The sequence below is a fragment of the Bacteroides cellulosilyticus DSM 14838 genome (genome assembly GCF_000158035.1).
GTDB classification, from domain to species: Bacteria; Bacteroidota; Bacteroidia; order Bacteroidales; family Bacteroidaceae; genus Bacteroides; species Bacteroides cellulosilyticus.
This window is the reverse complement of sequence record NZ_EQ973519.1, coordinates 1-630: the sequence shown is the minus strand read 5'-3', so window position 1 is coordinate 630 and position 630 is coordinate 1. Positions and strand designations below refer to the sequence as shown.

Sequence of the window (630 nt, the reverse complement as noted above, 5' to 3'; positions counted from 1 at the left end):
AAAGAGAAGAAGGAATGGTTGAAGTTATATATTCCTGCCCGTACAGCAGTAGTATTGAAGAAAACGAAATAAATAACATACTATAAATAAAAAGCCGTGTCGGGGAATTCCAACACGGCTTTTTCATTCTTCTTTTCGATAGATTATTTCAATTGCGCTTCAATTTGCGGTAATAGTTTCTTAATATTATCTATCATACTTTTTTCACGAGGTTTGTCTGCCGAGAGTAAGGGGAGTGCACGTTCCAGATACGTTTTAGCATTCTGGAAGTTTTTGTCAGCGATTTCTTTCTGTGCATCATACTTAGCTTTATCTGAATTAGCCAATGGTGCTGCATTCTTCAGAACTAAAGCTGCCTTATTATAAGAAAGTGTACCCAAGCTGTACAATGCGTTGGTATTCTTTTCATCGTCAGCAAGTACTTGTTTGAAAGCTTCCTCAGCATCATCCAGTTTATTAGCCTTTTGTGCTTTAATACCGGCGTTCAGATAATAATTAGCATGAAGTCTTTTCAATGTCTTATTTTCCGGAGCTGCTTCTATACCCTCTTTCAAAGTGGCAAGATACTCACTGTCTTTTTTCAAATCCTTCAATGCACCGGCTTTACCTACATATGCATTTCCCAGATTG

General features: G+C 37.5%; 1 pseudogene. It reads right to left on the bottom strand.

Annotated elements, in window-relative coordinates:
- Positions 1-143: 143 nt before the first annotated feature.
- A pseudogene (locus BACCELL_RS25445) lies at positions 144-630 on the bottom strand (tetratricopeptide repeat protein); the annotation flags it as partial.